At 66.9% G+C, this 21,707-nt stretch carries 19 protein-coding genes and 1 tRNA gene; 9 read left to right on the top strand and 11 right to left on the bottom strand.

The annotated features are described in order from the left end of the window. Nucleotides 1-77: 77 nt before the first annotated feature. Complete coding sequence (locus tag ACRSCF_RS19145; RefSeq protein ID WP_017404430.1) at nucleotides 78-863, bottom strand: MetQ/NlpA family ABC transporter substrate-binding protein; 786 nt, start codon at nucleotides 861-863, stop codon at nucleotides 78-80. Nucleotides 864-1,061: 198 nt separating this feature from the next. Between ACRSCF_RS19145 and ACRSCF_RS19140 the strand changes: the two genes are divergently transcribed. Then, entirely contained in the window at nucleotides 1,062-1,280 is a 219-nt protein-coding gene (locus ACRSCF_RS19140; RefSeq protein ID WP_034363114.1) for a DUF3820 family protein, read from the top strand. Between the two features lie 40 nt (nucleotides 1,281-1,320). On the opposite strand, the gene ACRSCF_RS19135 is transcribed toward ACRSCF_RS19140, so the two are convergent. Next, nucleotides 1,321-2,661 carry a PLP-dependent aminotransferase family protein gene (locus ACRSCF_RS19135; RefSeq protein WP_034363116.1) on the bottom strand — a complete coding sequence of 447 codons (1,341 nt, stop codon included), beginning with the start codon at nucleotides 2,659-2,661 and terminating at the stop codon, nucleotides 1,321-1,323. Between the two features lie 102 nt (nucleotides 2,662-2,763). On the opposite strand from ACRSCF_RS19135, the gene ACRSCF_RS19130 reads away from it, so the two are divergent. Continuing rightward, entirely contained in the window at nucleotides 2,764-3,249 is a 486-nt protein-coding gene (locus ACRSCF_RS19130) for a PaaI family thioesterase (protein ID WP_034363117.1), read from the top strand. A 63-nt stretch (nucleotides 3,250-3,312) separates the two neighbouring features. Here the strand turns inward: ACRSCF_RS19130 and ACRSCF_RS19125 are convergent, their stop codons facing one another. The 4 genes from ACRSCF_RS19125 to mfd form a co-directional block, all read right to left on the bottom strand. Beyond that, nucleotides 3,313-3,843 (bottom strand): hypothetical protein, encoded by a 531-nt coding sequence (locus ACRSCF_RS19125; protein WP_016453029.1) that lies wholly within the window; start codon nucleotides 3,841-3,843, stop codon nucleotides 3,313-3,315. Nucleotides 3,844-4,149: 306 nt separating this feature from the next. Then, entirely contained in the window at nucleotides 4,150-4,863 is a 714-nt protein-coding gene (gene serB / locus ACRSCF_RS19120) for a phosphoserine phosphatase SerB (protein ID WP_034363121.1), read from the bottom strand. 135 nt (nucleotides 4,864-4,998) lie between these two features. Then, nucleotides 4,999-5,664, bottom strand: coding sequence for a hypothetical protein (locus tag ACRSCF_RS19115; protein WP_034363124.1), 666 nt, complete (start codon nucleotides 5,662-5,664; stop codon nucleotides 4,999-5,001). A 17-nt stretch (nucleotides 5,665-5,681) separates the two neighbouring features. Next, nucleotides 5,682-9,176: a transcription-repair coupling factor gene (gene mfd, locus ACRSCF_RS19110; RefSeq protein ID WP_133072666.1), complete on the bottom strand. Its 3,495-nt coding sequence runs from the start codon at nucleotides 9,174-9,176 to the stop codon at nucleotides 5,682-5,684. Between the two features lie 161 nt (nucleotides 9,177-9,337). Here mfd and ispD point away from each other — a divergent pair, with 161 nt between their 5' ends. Both ispD and ispF read left to right on the top strand, forming a co-directional pair. After that, nucleotides 9,338-10,168, top strand: coding sequence for a 2-C-methyl-D-erythritol 4-phosphate cytidylyltransferase (gene ispD / locus ACRSCF_RS19105; RefSeq protein ID WP_034363171.1), 831 nt, complete (start codon nucleotides 9,338-9,340; stop codon nucleotides 10,166-10,168). Between the two features lie 16 nt (nucleotides 10,169-10,184). Next, nucleotides 10,185-10,664, top strand: coding sequence for a 2-C-methyl-D-erythritol 2,4-cyclodiphosphate synthase (gene ispF, locus ACRSCF_RS19100; protein ID WP_013803157.1), 480 nt, complete (start codon nucleotides 10,185-10,187; stop codon nucleotides 10,662-10,664). A 102-nt stretch (nucleotides 10,665-10,766) separates the two neighbouring features. Here the strand turns inward: ispF and ACRSCF_RS19095 are convergent, their stop codons facing one another. Both ACRSCF_RS19095 and ompR read right to left on the bottom strand, forming a co-directional pair. Further along, nucleotides 10,767-12,269 (bottom strand): ATP-binding protein, encoded by a 1,503-nt coding sequence (locus ACRSCF_RS19095; protein ID WP_012204699.1) that lies wholly within the window; start codon nucleotides 12,267-12,269, stop codon nucleotides 10,767-10,769. 243 nt (nucleotides 12,270-12,512) lie between these two features. Continuing rightward, nucleotides 12,513-13,250: an osmolarity response regulator transcription factor OmpR gene (ompR, locus tag ACRSCF_RS19090; RefSeq protein WP_017404718.1), complete on the bottom strand. Its 738-nt coding sequence runs from the start codon at nucleotides 13,248-13,250 to the stop codon at nucleotides 12,513-12,515. A gap of 305 nt (nucleotides 13,251-13,555) precedes the next feature. Between ompR and ACRSCF_RS19085 the strand changes: the two genes are divergently transcribed. Then, complete coding sequence (locus ACRSCF_RS19085; RefSeq protein WP_034363125.1) at nucleotides 13,556-14,302, top strand: SIMPL domain-containing protein; 747 nt, start codon at nucleotides 13,556-13,558, stop codon at nucleotides 14,300-14,302. A 73-nt stretch (nucleotides 14,303-14,375) separates the two neighbouring features. Here the strand turns inward: ACRSCF_RS19085 and ACRSCF_RS19080 are convergent, their stop codons facing one another. Then, a complete protein-coding gene (locus tag ACRSCF_RS19080) occupies nucleotides 14,376-15,170 on the bottom strand; it encodes a 3-hydroxybutyrate dehydrogenase (protein WP_016445272.1) in 795 nt (264 codons plus the stop codon). 69 nt (nucleotides 15,171-15,239) lie between these two features. On the opposite strand from ACRSCF_RS19080, the gene ACRSCF_RS19075 reads away from it, so the two are divergent. The 3 genes from ACRSCF_RS19075 to ACRSCF_RS19065 all read left to right on the top strand — a co-directional run bounded on the left by ACRSCF_RS19075 (nucleotide 15,240) and on the right by ACRSCF_RS19065 (nucleotide 18,637). After that, nucleotides 15,240-16,247, top strand: a complete 1,008-nt coding sequence (locus tag ACRSCF_RS19075) for an alpha/beta fold hydrolase (protein WP_198818594.1) — start codon at nucleotides 15,240-15,242, stop codon at nucleotides 16,245-16,247. After that, complete coding sequence (locus ACRSCF_RS19070; RefSeq protein WP_016445274.1) at nucleotides 16,244-18,493, top strand: RelA/SpoT family protein; 2,250 nt, start codon at nucleotides 16,244-16,246, stop codon at nucleotides 18,491-18,493. The genes ACRSCF_RS19075 and ACRSCF_RS19070 overlap by 4 nt, the downstream gene beginning before the upstream one ends. A 67-nt stretch (nucleotides 18,494-18,560) precedes the next feature. Next, nucleotides 18,561-18,637 (top strand) — tRNA-Val (locus ACRSCF_RS19065). 133 nt (nucleotides 18,638-18,770) lie between these two features. On the opposite strand, the gene speG is transcribed toward ACRSCF_RS19065, so the two are convergent. Together speG and ACRSCF_RS19055 are read right to left on the bottom strand one after the other, a co-directional pair. Further along, on the bottom strand, nucleotides 18,771-19,301 hold the full coding sequence (speG, locus tag ACRSCF_RS19060; RefSeq protein WP_016445275.1) for a spermidine N1-acetyltransferase: 531 nt from the start codon (nucleotides 19,299-19,301) through the stop codon (nucleotides 18,771-18,773). 4 nt (nucleotides 19,302-19,305) lie between these two features. After that, nucleotides 19,306-19,986: a TetR/AcrR family transcriptional regulator gene (locus ACRSCF_RS19055; RefSeq protein ID WP_016445276.1), complete on the bottom strand. Its 681-nt coding sequence runs from the start codon at nucleotides 19,984-19,986 to the stop codon at nucleotides 19,306-19,308. 324 nt (nucleotides 19,987-20,310) lie between these two features. Between ACRSCF_RS19055 and ACRSCF_RS19050 the strand changes: the two genes are divergently transcribed. Then, a complete protein-coding gene (locus ACRSCF_RS19050) occupies nucleotides 20,311-21,678 on the top strand; it encodes an NAD(P)-dependent oxidoreductase (protein WP_244386363.1) in 1,368 nt (455 codons plus the stop codon). Nucleotides 21,679-21,707: the final 29 nt, after the last annotated feature.

The raw sequence follows: 21,707 nt of genomic DNA, 5'->3' as shown, positions 1-21,707 counted from the left end.
CACAAAAAAAGCGCTGCCCCGGCAGCGCTTTTTTTTTCGCAACGGTCGCAGCCGGCAAGGCTGCGGCCACCTCGCATTCAGAACGCGGGAACGACGGCGCCCTTGTACTTCTCGACGATGAACTTCTTCACATCAGGCGTGTGCAGTGCGTTCATCAGCTTGGCGATGTTGGGATCGTTGGCGCGGTCCTGGCGCGACACCACGATGTTGGTGTAGGGCGAGTCGGCACCTTCGATGAACAGCGCATCCTTGGTGGGATTGAGCTTGGCCTCGATGGCGTAGTTGGTGTTGATCAGCGCCAGGTCCACATCGCCCAGTGCGCGCGGCAGCAGCGGGGCTTCGAGTTCCTTGAACTTGAGCTTCTTGGGGTTCTTGGCCACATCCAGCGGCGTGGGCGTCAGGCTCTTGGGGTCCTTGAGCTCGATCAGGCCCTGCTTGGCCAGCAGGATCAGGGCGCGGCCGCCGTTGGAGGGGTCGTTGGGGATGGCAATGGTGGCGCCGTCCTTCAGATCCTTGACGTTCTTGATCTTCTGCGAGTAGCCGCCGAAGGGCTCCACATGGACCTTGCCATTGGGCACGGCCACCAGTGAGGTCTTGCGGTCCTTGTTGTAGCTGTCCAGGTAGGGCTGGTGCTGGAAGAAGTTCACGTCCAGCTGCTTGTCCTCGACGGCCGCATTGGGCTGCACGTAGTCGCTGAATTCCTTGATCTGCAGATCGATGCCCTGGGCCTTCAGCGCGGGCTTGATGTGATTGAGGATTTCTGCATGCGGCACGGCCGTGGCACCGACCTTGAGCACGTCGGCGGCCTGGGCTGTCAGTGCCAGCGTGGCAATCGCGATTGCGGAGAGGGCTTTCTTCAACATGACCGGAGGACTTTCTTCAACGGGTTGCGATAAAACGCCGCCGGCCCGGGAGAACGGCTCCGCGTCGGGCTTGGCGGCAGGCAGGCGCATAGTCTAGTGCTGCGCCAGGGGCCGCGTTGAACATTTTTGATATTTGGTTATAAGGCTGTGGTTTTTTATGCGGATTCTTGCGATGGCGCAGCGCGTACCATCGCCGCCATGGACTCCGAAATGCTGCAAAAGCTGGTGCTGGTACCAATGCCTTATGGCAAGTACAAGGGCCGGCTGATCGCCGATCTTCCCGGCAACTATCTGAACTGGTTCGCACGCGAGGGCTTTCCCAAGGGAGAGCTGGGCCAACTGCTGGCGCTGATGCAGGAGCTGGACCACAACGGCCTGTCGCACCTGCTGCAGCCGCTGCGCGACGGGCGGCGCTGAAGCGCAAGGCCCCTGAACCGGGCCCTGGCCCGGCACAGGCTCAGGGCGGAAAGCCTTCCACGGTATCCCGCAACTGAACGAGTACGGCCTCCAGTTGCGGCAGAGGCACCGAACCCAGTCCCAGGCGCAGCGCATGCGGGGCATGGGGTGTCGTTGCATAGGCGTGGGCCTGCGATACGGCGATGCCGCACTGGGCCAGCGCCGTGGCCGCCCGGTCCATCCGCAGCTCCCCGGGCAGGCGCAGCCAGAGGAAGAGCGAGCAGGGGTGGGCCAGCATCTGCATTCCTGCCAGCGCCTTGCGCGCAATCGCCTGCCGGCGCCGTGCCTCCTGTCGCATGCGTTGTTCCTGCTGCCGCACGGAGCCGCTGGCCATCCAGCGCGTGGCCATGGCCGTGACCAGGCCCGGCATGCTCCAGTGGCTGGCGCGCACCACGGCCTTGACGCGGCCTGCCCATGCCTGGGGCACCACCATGAAGCCGAAGCGCAACCCGCTGGCCACGCTTTTCGAGAGGCTGGAGACGTGAATGCAGCGCTCTGGCGCCAGCGTTGCGAGGGCTGCGGGCGCCTTGCCTGCCAGAAAGGCATAGGCAGCATCCTCGATCAGCAGGCAATCGTGGCGCCTTGCGATCTCCACCAGGCGCTGGCGCTGCGCCAGCGGCATCACCCATCCCAGGGGGTTGTGCAGCGTGGGCATGGCATGGATGGCGCGTATGCGCCGGCGCGCGCACAGCCGCTCCAATGCATCGAGGTCGGGACCCTCGTCAAGGGCAGGGACCGGCTGTAGGTCCAGGTCCTGGAGCTCGGCCAGCATCCTGAAGCCCGGGTAGGTCAGCGCGTCCACGGCCACCGCATCGCCGGGCCGCAGCAGCGCACGCACGGCAATGTCCAGTCCTTGCTGCGCGCCGTTGACCAGGAAGATGCGTTCCGGCTCGGCAGCCAGGCCGCGTTCGCGGGCAAGGAAGTCGGCCACGATGCGCCGCTCGTGCAGCCGGCCGCCGGGCGGCTGCTGGTGCATGAGCGCAGCCAGGTCGCCCGAAGCAGCCAGCTCGCGCAGCATGGAGCGCAACAGCCCGGCCTGCCCCGGCCAGGTGGGATGGTTGAAGGACAGGTCGGCCGTGTCCGAACTCAGGCGGGATTCGTCGCTGCCATCCCATTCGCGCTGCTGCGGCCGATCCCGCACAAAGGTGCCGCGCCCGGTTTCGCCGATGACCAGGCCGAGGGAGGCCAGCTGCGCATACACCTTGCTGGCGGATGCCACGGCCATGCCATGGCGGGCCGCGAGGTCGCGGTGCGTGGGCATCAGCGTGCCGGGAGCGAGCCGGCCGGCGCGGATGTCTTCGGCCAGCCGTTCAGTCAGCAGAGCAACGCGAGAGGCAGCCATGGAGTGTAGTTAGGACAATTTTTTGATTGTTCCAGTCTAGGTCATCACACTGGCGAGACGGGCATTCCCGGGCCTTGCCCTCCCGCTCCAGACAGGAAATCCATGCATCTTCCCCGCACTTATCTCCCCGTGCTCGACTATCTGCAGCGGCAGATCGAAGGGCGGCTTGCCGCAGACGAGGCCACGCACATGCACTATCCGACCGCGATCTCGCAGATGCTGGGGTTTCGCATAGTGGCCGTCGGCGAAGCCATGGCCGTCGTGGAGTTCGACGCCGATGCGCAGCGCCATGGCAACCAGCAGGGCACGGTCCATGGCGGGATGCTGTGCGAACTGGCCGATGCTGCCATAGGCACGGCGCATTCCACTTTGATGGAGCCAGGCCAGAGTTTCACCAGCATCGACCTGAAGGCGGCCTTCCTGCGCCCGGTCTGGCGCTCCAGGCTGTGCGCGCGGGCGTGGGCCGAGCACCGTGGGCGCACGATCAGCCACTACCGCTGTGAAATCGAGCGTGATGATGGCAAGGCCGTTGCGAGCATCGCCAGCGCCGTGATGACGCTGCGTGGAGAGCATGCGCAAGGCCGTTGAAGCAGCCGCTGGACAAAACAGAAAGGCCGCGACAGGCGCGGCCTTTTGCAAGGAGCAGGCGGTTTACTTGGCGGCGGCGCGGGCGGCTTCTGCCTTGGCCTTGGCTTCATCGGCCTTGCGCTGCAGCTCGGCTGCCTCGGTTTCGGCGGCCTTGGCCTTGGCTTCGGCCTCCTTGGCGGCAGCGTCCTTTTCAGGGGTCATGGCGCCGGCCAGCGCATTGCCGGCCATGGAGCCGGCAACGGCGCCCACGGCGGCGGCGCCCAGCGTGCCCATCATGCCCGGGCCTGCAGCACCTGCAGTGGCAGGTGCCGCTGCCGGAGCGGCGGCTGCGGCGGGCGCGGCCGGCGTTGCTGGCGTGGCAGGAGCTGCCGGGCTGGCAGGCGTTGCCGCCTTGCTGGCGGTGGGCGCCGCAGGCGCTGCGGGCTGGGCAGGGGCCTTGCCGATCGACGCCGGGCGCACGGACTTGCCGCCGCTGCCCATGCGCTTGGCCTGGGCCAGCGTGGGCACGGTCAGCGAGGCAATGGCCAGGGCGATCACGGAGGCAGTGGTGCGGAACGAAGTCTTCACGAAGGTTTTTCCAATCATGGTGGTCATGTGCACGGTCGGCGCAGGCGGGCCTGCGCCGGTCGGAGCGCCACAGGCCGCCCGTCTGCGGGCAGGCCTGCGGCCTTGGGTGTCACATGGGGATGGGGCAGGAGATTCCAAGCACCGGCATGCGGATACGCCGGTGTGCAGCCTGCTGTTGTAGGAGAGCCACCGGCGCTGAGGCGGTGGCCTATGGGGCTGCATCAAGCATTGTAGAAAAGACCGGGGCCTGCCGGAAAAGCAAGCCCACAAAACATTCTCAGCTATTGATTGCGGAGCAGTGCAGCGGCCTGCGCCAGCCCCCGCCGCCGGTTTTCAGCGCAGCACTTCCAGCAGGCGGTCCAGGCCGCCTTCGGTGATGGAGACCTTGGCCTCGTTGCGCACGCGCGGCTTGGCGTGGTAGGCCACGGACAGGCCTGCGACCTGCATCATGGGAATGTCGTTGCTGCCGTCGCCCACGGCGATGCACTGGTCGGGGCGAATGCCCAGCAGCGAGGCAACTTCCAGCAGCGTGCGGCGCTTTTCGGCGCCGTCGCAGATGTCGCCCCAAGGCTGCTCGATCAGGCCGCCGGACAGCGCGCCATCGCGCATCTCCAGCACGTTGGCACGCACGAAGTCGATGCCCAGCATGCCGCGCACGTGCTCGGCAAAGTAGGTGAAGCCGCCCGAGACCAGCAGCACCTTCAGGCCGGCAGCCTGCGCTGCGCGCACCAGGGTTTCGGCGCCCGGGGAGAGCTTCAGGCGCTCGGCCAGCACGCGGGCCATGTCGGCCTCGGTCACGCCGACGAGCTTGCCCACGCGCTGGCGCAGGCTGTCCTTGAAGTCGGTGATCTCGCCGCGCATGGTGGCTTCGGTGATGGCCGCGACCTCGGCCTTCTTGCCGGTGGCGTCGGCGATCTCGTCGATGCATTCGATGGTGATCAGCGTCGAGTCCATGTCGAACGCGATGAGCTTGTAGTCGGCCAGCTTCAGTGGCGGCTGGATGCCGCGGATCAGCAGTCCGGGCGCGAATTCGGTGACATCGGTCATGGGTGGGGCAGCAAAAAGGGACGGGCCGCCGGGCTGGCGGGTATCAGGCGCGAATCATATCCAGAGCCAGGGCCGCGCGGCGCAGTCACTGGCCTTGGCACTGCGGCGCGCCACGGCTTGTGCCTGGATGCGCCCTCAGGGCGCGGGCGGGCGGCGCAGGTAGATGGCGTCCGACCAGGTGGCCAGCCATTGGGGACGGAACACCACGAAGATGGCCGTCACCATGCCGGTGACCACGGCATCGCCCCAGGCCATGAGCCAGCGCGCAATGCGCGACAGGTCCTCGTTGACACCGGGAAGCGAGTGGCCTGCGGCCTGCGCCAGCAGGGCCGAGATGAAGACGCACAGCACCGTGCCCGCAAAGCCGCGCGCGAGGATGTAGACAAAGATCTGGTGCGGCAGCCAGCGCCGCAGCGCCGCACCCCAGAGCATGGCCAGCGTGGCGGGCACGATGCCCTGCCAGACCGAGATGCCCAGCGCATCTCCCCAGCCCAGGGCCGGCGACAGCAGGGCCGCCAGCCCGCCCACGACGAGCAGCAGCGGCACGGACAGCGGCCAGCCCAGCATGAGCACCACCAGCGGCGCCGAGGACCACTGCAGTTGCAGCGGCATGCGGTGCAGCGTGGGCAGGGCCCAGATCCAGGGCAGCAGCACGAGCACGCCCAGCAGCGGCGTGACCAGGGGCGAGGCCATGCGGTCCAGCGGCCCGCCCGGGCCCGGGCGGCCGGCCAGCATGCGCCAGGGGCGCAGCCACAGCGCGGCGGCCAGGGCCAGCAGGGCGATGCTCGCTTCGAGGAACATGGCTAGGACAACCCCTTCTATGCGGGCTGGGCCGCCTTTGCCTCCACCAGCGGCTGGCCCAGGCTGCGCAGCACGTCGCGCACCATCTGGGCGCGGTCCTTGGGGTTGTCCAGGGCGCGCTCTATGCGCAGCTTCTCGTTGCCGGCCAGCTTGATGTGCTTGTTCTTCTGGATGAGGTGGATGATGGCCATCGGGTCCACCGGCGGCTGGGGCTTGAAGGTGATGTTGATCACGCCGGGCGCCGCATCGACCTTGACCACGCCGTAGGGCTGGGACAGCACGCGCAGGCGGTGCACGTCGATCAGCGTCTGCGCCTGGGGCGGCAGCTTGCCGAAGCGGTCCACGATTTCTTCGAGCAGGGTGTCGATCTGGTCGCTGGTGCGGGCCGTGGCCAGTTTCTTGTAGAAGGACAGGCGCAGGTGCACATCTCCGCAGTAGTCGCCCGGCAGCAGGGCCGGCGCGTGCAGGTTGATGTCGGTGGAGGCCGACAGCGGGCTGAGCAGATCGGGCTCCTTGCCGGCCTTGAGGCTGCGCACGGCCTCGGACAGCATCTCGTTGTAGAGCTGGAAGCCCACCTCCATCATGTTGCCGCTCTGGTTCTCGCCCAGCACCTCGCCGGCGCCGCGGATTTCCAGGTCGTGCATGGCCAGGTAGAAGCCCGAGCCCAGTTCCTCCATCTGCTGGATGGCCTCCAGCCGCTGCTGGGCCTGCTTGGTCAGGCTGTCCAGGTCGGGCACCATCAGGTAGGCATAGGCTTGGTGGTGGCTGCGGCCCACGCGGCCGCGCAGCTGGTGCAGCTGGGCCAGGCCGAACTTGTCGGCGCGGCTGATGAGGATGGTGTTGGCGCTGGGCACGTCGATGCCGGTCTCGATGATGGTCGAGCACAGCAATATGTTGTAGCGCTGGGCCACGAAGTCGCGCATGACGCGCTCGAGCTCGCGCTCGGGCATCTGGCCGTGGGCCACGGCGATGCGGGCCTCGGGCAGGATTTCCTCGAGCTTTTGCTTGCGGTTCTCGATGGTCTCGACCTCGTTGTGCAGGAAGTAGCACTGGCCGCCGCGCTTGAGCTCGCGCAGCACGGCCTCGCGGATCACGCCCGTGCCCTCGTTGCGAACAAAGGTCTTGATGGCCAGGCGCCGCTGGGGCGCGGTGGCGATGACGGACAGGTCGCGCAGGCCTTCCAGCGCCATGCCCATGGTGCGCGGGATGGGCGTGGCCGTCAGCGTGAGCACGTCCACCTCGGCGCGCATGGCCTTCATGGCTTCCTTGTGGCGCACGCCGAAGCGGTGCTCCTCGTCGATGATCAGCAGGCCCAGGTTCTTGAACTGCGTGGACTCGGACAGCAGCTTGTGCGTGCCCACGACGATGTCCACCGAGCCGTCGGCAATGCCCTTGACGGCCGCCGTGATCTCCTTGCCCGAGCGAAAGCGCGAGACTTCGGCCACCTTGATCGGCCACTTGGAGAAGCGGTCCACCAGGGTCTGGTAATGCTGCTCGGCCAGCAGCGTGGTGGGCGCGAGAAAGGCCACCTGCTTGCCGCCCGTGATGGCCACGAAGGCCGCGCGAAGCGCCACCTCGGTCTTGCCGAAGCCCACGTCGCCGCAGACCAGGCGGTCCATGGGCTGGGGGCTGATCATGTCCTGGATCACGGCGTGGATGGCAGCGCGCTGGTCCGCCGTTTCCTCGAAGCCGAAGTCGTTGGCGAACTGCTCGTAGTCCTGGGGCGAGTAGCGGAAGGCATGGCCCTGGCGTGCGGCGCGGCGTGCGTAGATGTTCAGCAGCTCGGCCGCGGAGTCGCGCACTTGCTCGGCCGCCTTGCGCTTGGCCTTTTCCCACTGCGTGCCGCCGAGCTTGTGCAGCGGCGCGTCCTCGGGTGAGACGCCCGTGTAGCGGCTGATCAGCTGCAACTGGCTGACGGGCACGTAGAGCACGGCGTTGCCCGCGTACTCCAGGTGCAGGAACTCCTGCACGGCCGGCGTGCCGTCAGGGTTCTTCTGGCCCATGTCCATGTGGACCAGGCCCTGGTAGCGGCCGATGCCGTGGTCCGAATGCACCACGGGGTCGCCCACCTTGAGTTCGGACAGGTCCTTGATCAGTGCCTCGACATCGCTGACCTGCTCCTGACGGCGGCGCCTGCGGCCCGTGGGGCTGGTGGCGAACAGCTCGGTCTCGGTGACGAAGTCCAGGCCTTCCTCCACCCAGGCGAAGCCGTTCATCAGCCCGGCCGTGGCAATGCCCACCTTCTCGCCCGCATCGCCCTGGAACTCGGCCAGCGAGTCGAAGACCGGCGGGTTCACGCCCGAGGCGCGGAAGAAGTCCAGCAGGCTTTCGCGCCGGCCATCGGACTCGGCCAGCAGCAGGATGCGGTGGGCGCTGGCGGCAATGTGCTTTTGCAGGCGCGCCAGCGGGTCTTCCGCGCCGCGCACCACGGACAGGTCCTCCAGTTTCTGGAAGATGGCGCTGTCGGCCACGTCCTCGGTGCCTGGGCGCAGCGCGAGCTGGGCGTGCTCCTTGGCGCGCGTGTAGAACTGGTCGGCGGACAGGAACAGCACCTCGGGCGGCAGGGCCGGGCGCTCGGGGTCGCCCTGCACCAGGCGGAAGCGCTCCTTGGTGTCCTGCCAAAAGCGCTGGAAGGCCGGCTCCAGGTCTCCATGCATCACCACGGTGGCATCGGCACCCAGGTAGTCGAACACGGTGGCCGTTTCGTCGAAGAACAGCGGCAGGTAGTACTCGATGCCGGCCGTGGCAATGCCCTGGCCCATGTCCTTGTAGATGCGGCTGCGCGTGGGATCGCCCTCCAGCAGCTCGCGCCAGCGCTGGCGGAACTTGGCGCGCGCGTCCTCGTCCATGGGGAACTCGCGGCCGGGCAGCAGGCGCACCTCTGGCACGGGGTAGAGGCTGCGCTGGGTGTCGGGGTCGAAGGTGCGGATGGAGTCGATCTCGTCGTCGAACAGGTCCACCCGGTAGGGCTGCAGCGAGCCCATGGGAAACAGGTCGATCAGGCCGCCCCGCACCGCGTACTCTCCATGGCTGACCACCTGGGAGACATGCTGGTAGCCGGCCAGCGTCAGCTGGGCCTTGAGTTTGGCCTCGTCCAGCTTCTGGCCGCTCTTGAACTCGAAGGTGTAGCCGGCCAGGAAGGAGGGCGGCGCCAGCCGGTACAGCGCGGTGGTGGCGGGCACCAGCACCACGTCGGCGCCATGCTCCTTGTCGCGCTGGTTGATGCGCCACAGCGTGGCCAGGCGCTCGCTGATCAGGTCCTGGTGGGGAGAGAAGCTGTCGTAGGGCAGGGTCTCCCAGTCGGGGAACAGCGCGCAGCGCAGGCCCGGGGCGAAGAAGGCCATCTCGTCGATCAGCCGCTGGGCATCCGAGGCGTCAGCCGTGACGATGGCTGTCACCCGGCCAGCAGCCTTCTCGCGCTCGCCCAGGCGGGCCAGCAGCAGGGCGTCGGCGCTGCCCACGGGGCGGGGCAGGGTGAAGCGTTTTCCGGGAGTGAGCTTGGGCAGTTCCATGGTGCTTGGACGTGGGCGCCGCAGCGCCTGGGCGAAGTAACGACAAAACCCCTCGGCACGCGCAGAGGGGTATCGAAGCATTTTAGCCAGCACGCATGGCGGCCATGCAGGCATGCCCGCATGGCCATGGCGGCACATGGCCGTCACTACAATGCGCCACCATGACAGATCTGCTTGCGGCGGCTGCGCCCGCATCCCTGGAGCCGGCCCGCCTGTGGGCCTTGATCCCCTGCGCTGGCACGGGCTCGCGCGCCATCGCGCCCGATGCGCCTGCGCCTGAACTGCCCAAGCAATACCACCTGGTGGCCGGTGCGCCCATGGTGGCGCACACGCTGGCCGCCTTTGCGGGCACAGCGCGCGTGCACCACACGCTGGTGGTGATCGCGCCTGGCGACGACTTCTGGCGCCAGGGCCTGCCGGGCCCGTCGCCCACGCGCTACTCCACGGCGGCATGCGGAGGCGCCACGCGGGCCGAATCCGTGACCAACGGGCTCAAGGAACTGCTGGCGCGCGGTGCGGGCGCGCACGACTGGGTGCTGGTGCACGATGCCGCGCGCTGCCTGGTGACGCCCGCGCTCATCGATGCCCTGATCGACGCCTGCGAGCACGATGCCGTGGGCGGCCTGCTGGCGCACAAGCTGCCCGACACGCTCAAGACGGCCGTGGCCGGGCCCAGCGGGGTGCGCGTGGCGGGCACGGTGGACCGCAGCGACAAATGGCTGGCGCAGACGCCGCAGATGTTCCGCATCGCGCCGCTGCTCGATGCGCTGCAGCACGCCGGCTCGGCCGTGACCGACGAGGCCAGCGCCATGGAGGCCGTGGGCCAGCGCCCGCGCCTGGTGCCCGGCGGCGCGCAGAACTTCAAGGTCACCTATCCGGACGATTTCGCGCTGGCCGCCGCCGTGCTGTCGCAGCGCGAGCGCAGCACCACGCTGGAGCGATACCGGGGCCAGCGCGACCATCCGCAGGCGTCGGGCAATCCATTTTTCTGAACCTGGAATGTTTCACATGAATTTTCGTATTGGCGAGGGCTGGGACGTGCATGCCCTGGTGCCCGGGCGCAAGCTGATCCTGGGCGGCATCGAGGTGCCGCACGAACTGGGGCTGCTGGGCCATTCCGATGCCGACGTGCTGCTGCACGCCATCACCGACGCGCTGCTGGGCGGCGCGGCGCTGGGCGACATCGGCCGGCATTTCCCCGACACCGACCCCGAATTCCGTGGCGCCGATTCGCTGGTGCTGCTGGTGGAAGCGGCGCGCCGCGTGCGCGCCACGGGGCTGGAGATCGGCAACATCGACAGCACCATCATTGCCCAGGCCCCCAAGCTGGCGCCGCACATTCCTGCCATGCGCGAGCGCATCGCCACGGCGCTGGGGCTGGCGCTGGACCAGGTCAACGTCAAGGCCAAGACGGCCGAAAAGCTTGGCCCCGTGGGCCAGCAGCAGGCCATGGAGGCGCGCGCCGCCGCCTTGCTGTTCCGCGCCTGACCGGAGGTGGCCATCCCCATGGCAAAAGGCCCCGGCGATCGGTCAACGATCGCCGGGGCCTTTGTATCTGCCGAACGTATCTGACGAACGCGCGCTGCGGGCTCAGTCCTCGCCGTCCAGGGCGCCGTCCTGCGCACGCGGGGGCAGCTGGCGCTTGATCTGCGGGCGCTGCAGACGCTGCTCGGGCTCGGCACCCTTGGCCACGCCCGAGGCACGCTGCAACTGCACATGGGCAACCAGCCCGCCCGTGGAGGAGTTGGACAGCGCAAACACGCCGCCCATGCGCTGCACCGTCTTGTCCACGATGGACAGGCCCAGGCCCGCGCCCGCTGCGGCCGTGCGCGCGGAGTCGCCACGGAAGAAGGGCTGGGTCAGGCTGGCGAGCTGCTCGGGCGGCACGCCACGGCCATGGTCGCGGATGCGGATCACCACCCAGCTTTCGCGTTCCGATGCCGTCACGTCCACGTGGGTGGTTTCGGTCTCGGGCGTCTTGCCGTAGCGGCGTGCGTTCTCGAACAGGTTGGAGATCACGCGCGCCAGTTCCACCTCGTCGGCCAGCACATAGACGCCTTCGGGCACGGCCATGCTGATCTGCAGCTCGCGGTGGTCCTGCACAGCATAGACGCAGGAGGACACCACGGCATGCAGGTTCACCGGGTTGAGGGTGACATGGTCGGGGCGGGCGTAGTCCAGGAATTTGTCGATGGTGGCGTCGAGCTGCACGATGTCGGCCACCATGTGCTCGCGCGCCACGTCGTCCACCACGCTCATCTCGGTCTCCAGCCGCAGGCGCGCCAGCGGCGTGCGCAGGTCGTGGGAGATGCCGGCCAGCATCACCGCGCGGTCCTGCTCCAGCTGGGCCAGTTTCTGCGCCATGCGGTTGAAGCCGATGTTGACCTCGCGGATCTCGCTGGTGACGGCTTCCTCGTCGAGCTGGCTGGCGTCGAAGTCGCCATCTCGCACGCGGTTGGCCGCATAGCTCAGCTGCTTGAGCGGCCGGTTGATCAGGCGCGCGATGGCTGCCGCCCCCGCCAGGGACAGCAGGCCGGCCGTGATCAGCCAGATCAGCCAGGTGCGCCCGCTGGCCGGCGTGAAGCGCGAGCGGTCCATCAGCAGCCAGGTGCGGTCGCCATTGATGGTGAAGCCCACCCACAGCCCCGGCTCGCCATTGACGCTGCGCGCCACGATGGTGCCGTAGCCCAGGCGGCGCGTGAGTTCTTCGGTCAGGCGCTTGCCCAGCGTGCTCTGGTCCAGCAGCTCGAAGCTGTCGCCAGGCTCGCGCGGCAGAATGCGCACGCCTTCCTGGTCGGCCATGGTCTTGATCAGCGAGACGCGGTTGATGGCATCCGAATGCACCAGGGCCGCGCGGCTGAGGTTGACCAGCGAGGCGATCTGCTGGGCGGTGTGCAGCGTGCGCGGCTCGAATTCGAAGGCGCGCAGCGTCTGCAGCCACGCCAGGATGCTGCCCACCAACAGCAGGGCCAGCAGGCAGAAGGTACGCCAAAAAAGGTTGAGTCCCAGCGGAGAGCGCGCAGTCATGCGCCGCTCGTAGTCGAGGGGCGCAGGGCTTGTGGCGTCGTGGGGCGGGACGGTGAAGGAACTCATGGAATGCGGTTCGTCATTCTAGGGGCCGGCTGCGAGATTACGCCTGTGCCGGCCAGCCTGCGTTACCGGTTGTCTCGGGCGACAGGGTGAGGTTTTGGCGCTGCGCATTGTCAACGGCACATAAAACGTTACGGCCCCAACCCAGGGACGCCGAGCAAGAGCCGCCTCGCGGCGAGGGCGTCGTCCCCCTCCCGCGGAGCGAGAGAGGGGGAAGGCGCGCAGCGCCTCAGGGGGTGATGCATTTCAGTTCGCGCCGTCCGGTACGAATACATAGCCGACGCCCCAGACCGTCTGGATGTAGCGCGGTGCGGCGGCATCTTCCTCGATCAGCTTGCGCAGGCGCGAGACCTGCACGTCCAGGCTGCGGTCGAAGGGCTCGAACTCGCGGCCGCGCGCCAGCAGGGCCAGCTTCTCGCGCGACAGCGGCTGGCGCGGGTGGCGCACCAGGGCCTTGAGCATGGCGAATTCGCCCGTGGTCAGCGGCAGTTCCTCGCCGTTCTTTTGCAGCACGCGCGTGCCCAGGTCGAAGGTGAAGGGGCCGAAGCTCACCACCTCGTTGTCGCCGGAAGGCGCGCCCGGCGCTTCCTGCGGCGGGCGGCGGCGCAGCACGGCATGGATGCGGGCCAGCAGTTCGCGCGGGTTGAAGGGCTTGCCCAGGTAGTCGTCGGCGCCCACTTCCAGGCCCACGATGCGGTCCACATCCTCGCCCTTGGCGGTCAGCATGATGATGGGCGTGCGGTCGTTGGCCGAGCGCAGGCGGCGGCAGATGGACAGGCCATCTTCGCCGGGCATCATCAGGTCAAGCACGATCAGGTCCACCGTTTCGCGCAGCAGGATGCGGTTCAGCGCCTTGCCATCTTCGGCAATCATGATCTCGAAGCCTTCCTGCGTCAGGTAGCGGCGCAGCAGGTCGCGGATGCGCGCATCGTCATCCACCACCAGGATCTTGTCGGTGCGGTTGGTCGTAGTGGCCATGTTCATCCTCGGTCGGTCATTTGTAACAGCCGCCATTGTTACCAGCTTGCGCCGAAAAGTCTGGACAAACCCCCGAAATATTGCCGTGTGTTACAGATGTTGCGTTTAAATTTAGAACGGAAAATGTGTCTTTAGAATATTTAACTATGGGTTTTTCATGCTGATGCATTTATCGTTGCAATAATGTTGTCAATGGAGGAGCCGGCAGGCCTGCTTGGCTCCACACCTGTCACCATCTGGCGGCATGCCGTAGCGAAAGGGCGGCATGCAGTTGTATCCCTGAACTACCTTTCATTTCAAAGGGTGAACGCATGAGCAAGCTTTCCAAACAGCTGTCCCGCCCCTGGGTCAAGTCCGTGGTCGCGGCCACTGCGCTGGCCTGTGCCAGCGGTGCCTGGGCGCAGAACGCCGCCACGGCGCCGGCACAGCCTGCCAACGTGGTGCAGTTGTCTGCAGAAGGCTCGGTGGACGTGGTGCAGGACCTGCTGACCGCCACCTTGTCGGCCACGCGCGAAGGGCGTGATGCCGCCACGGTCCAGTCCCAGCTGCAGAAGGTGGTCGAGGCCGCCATGGCCGTGACCAAGCGCAGCGCCCAGCCGGGCCAGATGGATGTGAGCACCGGCAGCTTCGGCATCTATCCGCGCTATGGCAAGGACAACAAGGTGGAAGGCTGGCAGGGCCGCGCCGAGATTCTTCTGCAGGGCCGCGACTTCGCGCGCATCACGCAGACGGCGGCCCAGGTGCAGGACATGACGCTGTCGCAAGTGGGCTTCGGCCTGTCGCGCGAGGCCCGTGAAAAGGTCGAAGGCGAGGCCCAGGCCAAGGCCATCGAGCAGTTCAAACAGCGTGCCACCACGCTGTCCAAGAGCTTCGGCTTTGCCAACTACAGCCTGCGCGAGGTCAACGTGAGCAGCAGCGATACCTCGGTGCCCATGCCGCGTCCGCGCATGATGGCCATGTCCGCCAAGGCCGCTGGCGCGGAAATGGATGCCGTGTCCGTGGAAGCGGGCAAGGCGCAGGTGATGGTCCACGTGTCGGGCTCGGTGCAGATGTACTGAGCAGGCGTGGGCCGCCCATGAAAAAAGGAGCGCCGTGGCGCTCCTTTTTTGACGTGAACCGGTGCTGGCGCGCTTACTGCGCCGCCCAGCCGCCATCCATGTTCCAGGCCACGCCGCGCACGTTGGCTGCGGCGGGCGAGCAGAAGAACACGGCCAGTTCGCCCAGTTCCTCGGGCGTGGTGAACTGCATGGAGGGCTCTTTCTCGCCCAGCAGCAGCTTCTTGGCTTCTTCGTTGCTGATGCCGTGCTGCTCGGCCTTGGCGTCCACCTGCTTTTGCACCAGTGGCGTCAGCACCCAGCCGGGGCAGATGGCGTTGCAGGTGATGCCGGAGGTGGCGTTCTCCAGCGCCGTGACCTTGGTCAGCCCGACAATGCCGTGCTTGGCCGCCACGTAGGCAGACTTCTGCGCCGAACCCACCAGGCCGTGCACCGAGGCCACGTTGATGATCCGGCCCCAGCCCTTGCCGCCATCGGCCGCCTGCATCATGGGCAGGACCAGGCGCGAGGTGTGGAAGGCGCTGGACAGGTTGATGGCGATGATGGCGTCCCAGCGCTCGGGCGGGAAGTCTTCCACGCGCGCCACGTGCTGGATGCCGGCATTGTTCACGAGGATGTCGATCTGGCCGAAATTGCGCACGCTGTACTGGACCATGTCCTCGATGTCCGCCACGCGGCTCATGTCGGCGCCGTGATAGGCGACCTGGGCGCCGGCGGCCTGGCCTGCGGCCAGCACTTCGGCACGGGGGCCGTCCACATCGCCGAAACCATTGAGCACGATATTGGCGCCCTGGCGGGCCAGCGCCTTCGCGATCCCGAGGCCGATGCCGCTGGTCGAGCCGGTCACGAGGGCGGTCTTGCCTTTCAACATAGAGAGTCTCCGAATGAATGTACGATGCAACACAGCCATTATCGGCGCCGGCTCCGCGAATGCGTTTCCATGAATCATCCTACGCTGAACTACGTATCCTGCCCGGGGGTTGCCGGGCGTGCCTCACCCTGGAGCCGTACTGCCAGCCCGGCTGCTCAAGAGAATGCTTCGCACCGCATGGCTTATTGGGAATGGAATCGCACCGGCGATCCGCACCATCCCCATGTCGTGGTCTGCGTGCACGGCCTTTCGCGCCAGGGGCGTGACTTCGACGCGTTGGCCGAGCGGCTCAGCGAACGTGCCCGCGTGATCTGCCCCGACGTGGTCGGGCGTGGCGAAAGCGACTGGCTGCAGGATCCGGCCGCCTACCAGGTGCCTCTTTACGCAGCCGACATGCTGGCCTTGCTGGCCCAGGTGCATGCGCAGGCGCCTGTCGAACAATTGGATTGGGTGGGCACCAGCATGGGCGGGCTGATCGGCATGGCGCTTGCGGGCCAGCCGGGGCTGCCGCTGCCGGCGCCCATCCGCAGGCTGGTGCTCAACGATGTGGGGCCTGTCATCGAGTGGTCTGCCCTGGAGCGCATAGGTCAGTACCTGGGCAAGGGCGTGCATTTTGAAAATCTTGAGCAGGCAGCCCATGCGCTGCTCTTGATTTCCGAAGGCTTCGGCCCACATAGCGAAGGGCAATGGTTGCGATTGACGCGACCTATGATGCGGCCGGCCGCCGGTGGCGGCCTTGTCCTGCACTATGACCCTCAGATTGCGGTGCCCCTGCAGCACATGACGCGCGAGATGGCCCAGGCCGGCGAAGCGCTGCTGTGGCAGCTGTATGACCAGATCAAGGCACGCGTCTTGCTAGTTCGTGGTGCGCAGTCCGATCTGCTGACGGCGGCCACGGCACAGGGCATGGCGCAGCGCGGCCCGAAGGCGCATTGCGTGGAATTTGAAGGGGTGGGGCATGCGCCCACCTTCGTCGCAGCAGGGCAGGTGGCCTTGCTGTGCCGGTTCTTATGGGGAGAAGAGCGCTTGCCAAGCACCATGAATCTTGCCGAGCAGGCCAGGGAGAGTGACGAATGAAGACTGCCAGCAGCGAGGCCGCCGTGCAGGCGCCTTCGCCCGGCGCAGCCGCGCCGGGCCAGGTGCCGTCGGTGCTGCCGCACCTGATCACGGCCACGTCGCAGACCCTGCCCGAACAGGTCAACGCGCTGGCGCGCGCGCGCAGCTTTGCCGAGCCGCTGATCGCCACCGAGACCATGGAGTCCGGTGAGAACACCATGGCCCATGCCGATGCGGTGGCTGCCATCCTCAAGACCATCGGCGGCTCCGAAACCATGCAGGCGGCGATCTATCTGGTGCATGCCAGCGTGCACCTCAATCGCCCGCAGGAAGTGATCGCCAAGGCCTTTGGCGAGAATTTCGCCACCCTGGCCGTGGAAACCAACAAGCTCATGCGCGTGCAGGAGCAGGCACGCGGCGCAGAGCTGGGCGGCCAGTACCTGGACGATGAGGCCACGCAGACCGAGAACGTGCGCAAGATGCTGCTGGGTTTCTCGCGCGACCTGCGCGTGGTGCTGCTGCGGCTGGCGTCGCGCCTGCAGACGCTGCGCTACTACGCTGCCAGCAAGCGCCCGGTCTCGCCCGGCATTGCGCGCGAGGCGCTGACGGTGTTTGCGCCGCTGGCCAACCGGCTGGGCATCTGGCAGATCAAGTGGGAGCTGGAGGATCTGTCCCTGCGCTTCCTGGAGCCCGAGACCTACCGCGAAGTGGCCCGCCTGCTCGATGAAAAGCGCGTGGAGCGTGAAGCCTATATGGAGCAGATGCGCGCACGGCTGGAGGCCGACCTGCGCGCGCACAGCATCAGCGCCACCGTGCAAGGCAGGCCCAAGCACATCTACAGCATCGTCAAGAAGATGCGAGGCAAGTCGCTGAACTTCGACCAGGTCTTCGACATCCGCGCCATGCGTGTCGTCGTGCCCACGATCAAGGACTGCTACGCCACCCTGTCCTGGGTGCACGAGCAGTTCACGCCCATCGAGGCGGAATTCGACGACTACATCGCCAAGCCCAAGCCCAACGGCTACCAGTCGCTGCACACCGTGGTGCGCGACGAGACGGGCCGCGCAATCGAGATCCAGATCCGCACCCAGGCCATGCACGACCATGCCGAGCACGGCGTGGCCGCCCACTGGGCCTACAAGGAGGCGGGCACCAAGGGATACGCGGGTGTCACGGCCAGCAGCGAGTACGACGCCAAGATTGCCGTGCTGCGCCAGCTGCTGGCCTGGGGCAGCGACCTGGCGGGTGCGCACCATCGGGGCCTGTTCGAGGACCGCATCTACGTGCTCACTCCCGATGCGGCCGTCATCGAGCTGCCGCAGGGCGCGACGCCCGTGGATTTCGCCTATTCGGTGCACACCAGCCTGGGGCACCGCTGCCGCGGCGCGCGCGTGGACGGCGCCATGGTGCCGCTGAACACGCCGCTGCAAAACGGCCAGACCGTGGAGATCACCACGGTCAAGGAGGGGCGCCCCTCGCGCGACTGGCTCAACGCCGACCTTGGCTACCTGACCAGCAACCGGGCCAAGGCCAAGGTGCGTGCCTGGTTCAATGCCCAGGCCACGCACGAGACCGTGGCGCGCGGCCGCGAGGCGGTCGAGAAACTGCTGCAGCGCGAGGGCAAGACGGCCGTCAAGCTGGAGGAGCTGGCCGTTCAGCTCGGCTTCAAATCGGCCGATGCCTTGTTCGAAGTCGTCGGCAAGGATGAATACTCGCTGCGCAACATCGAGACCGTGCTGCGACCGGCCGAGGCGGAGGAGGAAGTCGAGGAATTCTCCCCGGTGCGCAAGGCACGTGGCACGGACTCGCCCAAGGGCGGCGTGCTGGTCGTGGGCGTGGATTCGCTGATGACGCAGTTGGCCAAGTGCTGCAAGCCTGCGCCGCCGGACGACATCCGGGGCTTTGTCACGCGCGGCAAGGGCGTGAGCGTGCACCGCTGCGACTGCTCCAACTTCCGTGAAATGGCAGCGCGCAATTCCGAGCGCGTGATCGACGTGGCCTGGGGCCAGCCCAAGGCGGCGGCCGTGGCCTCGGCCGTCTACCCGGTCGATGTGTCCGTGGAAGCGGCCGACCGGCAGGGCCTGCTGCGCGATATCTCCGAAGTCTTTGCGCGGGAGAAGACCAATGTCATCGGCGTGCAGACCCAATCCGTCAAGGGAACGGCCTGGATGACCTTCACCGTGGAAGTGGCCGATTCCGGTCGCCTCAACAAGGTGCTGGGCATTGTGGCCGCCGTGGCGGGCGTGCGTTCGGCACGGCGGCGCTGAGCCTGTTCGGGTATTTTTGCCGGAGTCCTGGAAAACCCGTGCTAGAATCACTTTCTCGAACAAACACAGGCGCGTAGCTCAGCTGGTTAGAGCACCACCTTGACATGGTGGGGGTCGTTGGTTCGAGTCCAATCGCGCCTACCAATTTTCCATTGCCAGATGGAATGCAAAAAGCCTTCTGATCACTCAGAAGGCTTTTTTGTTTGTGCGCCCGCCAACGATGGGGAGACTTGCCGGTCAAGGAGGCGGGCAGGGCCCGCGCTCCTCTGTCAGGAGGTCAGGTGCCGACTCCGGCCTGTGCCTGCAGGTAGTCGTTTTGCAGCAGGTACATGCGGATGGCGTTGCGGTACTGGCCGTTGGCGAAGAACTCGTCGATCAGCACGCCTTCCTGCACGAATCCTATGCGCGCGTAGATGTGGATGGCCTTCTCGTTCTCCTGGTCCACATGGAGAAAGATCTTGTGCAGGTTGAGCGTCTTGAAGCCATAGTCCAGCGCCAGCCGCGTTGCCTGGGCTGCGATGCCCTGGCCCTGCTGCTCGGGGGCGATGATGATCTGGAATTCGGCGCGCCGGTGGATCAGGTCGATCTCCACCAGCTCGACGAGACCGGCGCGATCGCCCTGGTGCTCGACGATGAAGCGGCGCTCGGTCTGGTCGTGCACGTGGGCGTCGTAGAGCGCGGAAAGCTCGTCGAAGGTCTCGTAAGGCTCCTCGAACCAGTAGCGCATGATGGCGGCATTGTTGTTGAGCAGATGCACGGAGCGCAGATCTTCGCGCTCCAGGGGTCTCAGGCGGATGCTGTGATTCATGCGCTCATTGTGCGAGAGCCGCGGTATCCGGCTGCAGGCCACGGATTACCAGCCGATAGATCAGATCGGCCGCCGTGTCGTAGTCGTCGGCGGTCAGTTCCGGCCGGCCCAGCAGCAGCGCGAACTGGGCCTGCTGGTCGGCGTAGGCCTGGGTCACGGACCAGAGGATGAACATCAGGTGGGTGAAATCCACGCGGGCAATCTTGCCCTGCGCCACCCAGCGCTCGAAGGCCTGCACGTCGGCTGCCAGCGCCGGGCCTACCTGGCTCGATATGGCCTGTCCGAAGCGGGGCGCGCCGGCCATCACCTCGCGCGTGAAGACACGGGAGCCATGGGGCCGCTCGCGCGAGGACTGCAGCTTGGCCCGGATGTAGATGCGCAGGGCCTCCGCCGGGTCGTCGCCGCGCAGCAGGTCGGACATGCCGGCCAGCCACTGCGTCAGCACATCGCCCAGCACGCGCAGATACAGCTCCTCCTTGCTGGCGAAGTAGTACAGCAGGTTGTGGCGGCTGAGGCCGGCGTCGTGCGCGATCAGTTCCAGCGATGCGCCTTCGAAGCCGTATTGCGCAAAGTGCAGTTCGGCCGTCTGCAGGATGTTCAGCTCCTTGCGCAGCCGTGCAGCGGTGGGCTTGCGCGTGGCCGATCGGGCCTGGGGGGAGGGCGCATTGTCAGAAAGGGTTGCCATTGCGCAGATGGTAAGTCGGGATAAGTGGCGCCATTTTGGTGCGATTGTCTGGCATCTTTCTTGCTGACGACTTTCTGGGTGATTTTACTGATTGGTAAATTTTTTCACCCGCGTAAATTCCGTTCCACCCCCAGTGCGCCCGACAAGAGGCGTCACTTGCACATGCGAGGACCACGATGAAACCTCCGAAGACTGTGTTGCTGGATCCGGGGCCTTGCAGGAGTTCCTCCTGCGGGCCGCCTTGCGTTGTCCGAGATGGCCCGGCATGGCCCTGCATGCCGTGTCCCCCTTCACGCCCTCAATCCTGACTCTGGAGGATGCACCATGGATAGCCCCGCGCACCGCGCCTGCGGCATTGCCGCCGGCCGCCTGAACCTGGCCGACTACGCGGCCAATTTCTCCGACGCCCACCCCCCGCTGAACCGCGCCCAGGCCCTGATCGAGGCCGAGCGCTGCTACTACTGCTATGACGCGCCTTGCACCACGGCCTGCCCCACCAGCATCGATGTGCCGGCCTTCATCGCCCGCATCGCCCAGGACAACGTCCGTGGCGCGGCGCGCGAGATCCTCACTGCCAACCCGCTGGGTGGCATGTGCTCCCGTGTCTGCCCCACGGAGCAACTGTGCGAGCAGGCCTGCGTGCGCAACACCCAGGAAGACAAGCCGGTCGAAATTGGTGCACTGCAACGCTATGCGACCGATGCCTTCATGGCCTCCGGTGGTGCACCGCTGTTCCAGCGTGCCGCCGCCACGGGCAGGAAGGTGGCCGTGGTCGGAGCTGGCCCTGCCGGCCTGACATGCGCGCACCAACTGGCGCTGCAGGGCCATGAGGTGGTGCTGTTCGATGCCCGGCCCAAGCTGGGCGGGCTCAATGAATACGGCCTGGCCAGCTACAAGACCCCCGGTGATTTTGCGCAAAAGGAAATCGACTGGCTGCTGTCCGTGGGCGGGATCACGCCGCGCAACAACCAGCGGCTGGGGCGAGATTTCACGCTGGATTCGCTGCTGGCAGAGCATGACGCCGTATTCCTCGGCCTGGGCCTGGCGGGCGTCAATGCGCTGGGCGCGGCCGAGCCGCAGGCCGAAGGCTTGCGCAATGCGGTGGACTTCATTGCCGACATCCGCCAGGCGGCCGACAAATCCATGGTGCCGGTGGGCCGGCGCGTGGTGGTGATCGGCGGCGGCATGACGGCGGTGGATGCGTCCGTGCAGGCCCGGCTGCTGGGGGCCGACGAGGTCACCATGTTCTACCGCCGGGGCAAGGATGCGCTGTCTGCCTCCTGGGTGGAGCAGGAATGGGCGCAGACCCATGGCGTCAACTTGCGGCTGTGGGCCGCGCCCCAGGAGATCCTGGTGCAGGACGGCAAGGTCTGCGGCGTGCGCATGGCTTGCACCCGCATGGAGGGCGACAGGCTGCAGGTGACGCAGGAGGTGTTCGACGTGCCGGCCGACATGGTGCTCAAGGCCATTGGCCAGACCTATGTCGCCACGCCGGCGGGCGCGGCCATTGCCTTGCGTGACGGCCGTATCGACACCGACGACGAAGGCCGCACCAGCGTGCCGCGCGTGTGGGCCGGCGGCGACTGCCGCGCCGGTGGCCAGGACCTGACCGTGCAGGCGGTGGAGCACGGCAAGGTCGCCGCGCGGGCCATGCACCAGGCGCTGACCAGCGCCGTGGCGGCCGGGGTTTGAGCGGCTGTGCCCGCGCTTTTCAAGGAGCA

The sequence above is a fragment of the Delftia sp. 11MD genome, assembly GCF_050907895.1.
Lineage (GTDB): Bacteria > Pseudomonadota > Gammaproteobacteria > Burkholderiales > Burkholderiaceae_C > Comamonas > Comamonas tsuruhatensis.
Note: the sequence above shows the minus strand (reverse complement) of the source record. Positions and strands in the feature narration are given on the sequence as shown.

What these genes read in the sequence shown, in the direction of transcription:
- ACRSCF_RS19050 (WP_244386363.1), top strand. Translation starts at nt 20,311, where the DNA reads ATGGATAGCCCCGCGCACCGCGCCTGCGGCATTGCCGCCGGCCGCCTG.
- ACRSCF_RS19080 (WP_016445272.1), bottom strand. Translation starts at nt 15,170, where the DNA reads ATGTTGAAAGGCAAGACCGCCCTCGTGACCGGCTCGACCAGCGGCATC.
- ispD (WP_034363171.1), top strand. Translation starts at nt 9,338, where the DNA reads ATGACAGATCTGCTTGCGGCGGCTGCGCCCGCATCCCTGGAGCCGGCC.
- ACRSCF_RS19145 (WP_017404430.1), bottom strand. Translation starts at nt 863, where the DNA reads ATGTTGAAGAAAGCCCTCTCCGCAATCGCGATTGCCACGCTGGCACTG.
- ACRSCF_RS19140 (WP_034363114.1), top strand. Translation starts at nt 1,062, where the DNA reads ATGGACTCCGAAATGCTGCAAAAGCTGGTGCTGGTACCAATGCCTTAT.
- speG (WP_016445275.1), bottom strand. Translation starts at nt 19,301, where the DNA reads ATGAATCACAGCATCCGCCTGAGACCCCTGGAGCGCGAAGATCTGCGC.
- ompR (WP_017404718.1), bottom strand. Translation starts at nt 13,250, where the DNA reads ATGAACATGGCCACTACGACCAACCGCACCGACAAGATCCTGGTGGTG.
- ACRSCF_RS19085 (WP_034363125.1), top strand. Translation starts at nt 13,556, where the DNA reads ATGAGCAAGCTTTCCAAACAGCTGTCCCGCCCCTGGGTCAAGTCCGTG.
- ACRSCF_RS19095 (WP_012204699.1), bottom strand. Translation starts at nt 12,269, where the DNA reads ATGAGTTCCTTCACCGTCCCGCCCCACGACGCCACAAGCCCTGCGCCC.
- ACRSCF_RS19075 (WP_198818594.1), top strand. Translation starts at nt 15,240, where the DNA reads ATGAATCATCCTACGCTGAACTACGTATCCTGCCCGGGGGTTGCCGGG.
- ACRSCF_RS19135 (WP_034363116.1), bottom strand. Translation starts at nt 2,661, where the DNA reads ATGGCTGCCTCTCGCGTTGCTCTGCTGACTGAACGGCTGGCCGAAGAC.
- ispF (WP_013803157.1), top strand. Translation starts at nt 10,185, where the DNA reads ATGAATTTTCGTATTGGCGAGGGCTGGGACGTGCATGCCCTGGTGCCC.
- serB (WP_034363121.1), bottom strand. Translation starts at nt 4,863, where the DNA reads ATGACCGATGTCACCGAATTCGCGCCCGGACTGCTGATCCGCGGCATC.
- ACRSCF_RS19130 (WP_034363117.1), top strand. Translation starts at nt 2,764, where the DNA reads ATGCATCTTCCCCGCACTTATCTCCCCGTGCTCGACTATCTGCAGCGG.
- ACRSCF_RS19115 (WP_034363124.1), bottom strand. Translation starts at nt 5,664, where the DNA reads ATGTTCCTCGAAGCGAGCATCGCCCTGCTGGCCCTGGCCGCCGCGCTG.
- mfd (WP_133072666.1), bottom strand. Translation starts at nt 9,176, where the DNA reads ATGGAACTGCCCAAGCTCACTCCCGGAAAACGCTTCACCCTGCCCCGC.
- ACRSCF_RS19070 (WP_016445274.1), top strand. Translation starts at nt 16,244, where the DNA reads ATGAAGACTGCCAGCAGCGAGGCCGCCGTGCAGGCGCCTTCGCCCGGC.
- ACRSCF_RS19125 (WP_016453029.1), bottom strand. Translation starts at nt 3,843, where the DNA reads ATGACCACCATGATTGGAAAAACCTTCGTGAAGACTTCGTTCCGCACC.
- ACRSCF_RS19055 (WP_016445276.1), bottom strand. Translation starts at nt 19,986, where the DNA reads ATGGCAACCCTTTCTGACAATGCGCCCTCCCCCCAGGCCCGATCGGCC.